Genomic DNA, 246 nt, shown 5'->3' with positions numbered 1-246 from the left:
AGGCGCTGAAGGCCGACACCACTCATCGCCACGACTACCTCAACACCTACGTGGCCGACCTGGTCAACGTCATCGACTTCGATGCCATCCGCAACGCTGGCTTGCGCCTGGGCGTCGATCCGCTGGGCGGAGCAGGGGTGCGCTACTGGTCGGCCATCGCCGAGCATCACCGCCTGAACCTCGACGTGGTGAACACCGAAGTGGATTCGACCTTCCGCTTCATGAGCGTCGACTGGGACGGCCAGA

At 63.8% G+C, this 246-nt stretch carries 1 pseudogene; it reads left to right on the top strand.

Annotation, left to right across the window (positions count from 1 at the left end):
• Positions 1-246 (top strand): annotated as a pseudogene (locus ACKX14_RS16335) (alpha-D-glucose phosphate-specific phosphoglucomutase); the annotation flags it as partial.

Source organism: Thermorhabdus hydrogeniformans, assembly GCF_049310025.1.
Classification (GTDB): Bacteria; Bacillota; Thermosediminibacteria; order Thermosediminibacterales; family Tepidanaerobacteraceae; genus JBJYKD01.
Note: the sequence above shows the minus strand (reverse complement) of the source record. Positions and strands in the feature narration are given on the sequence as shown.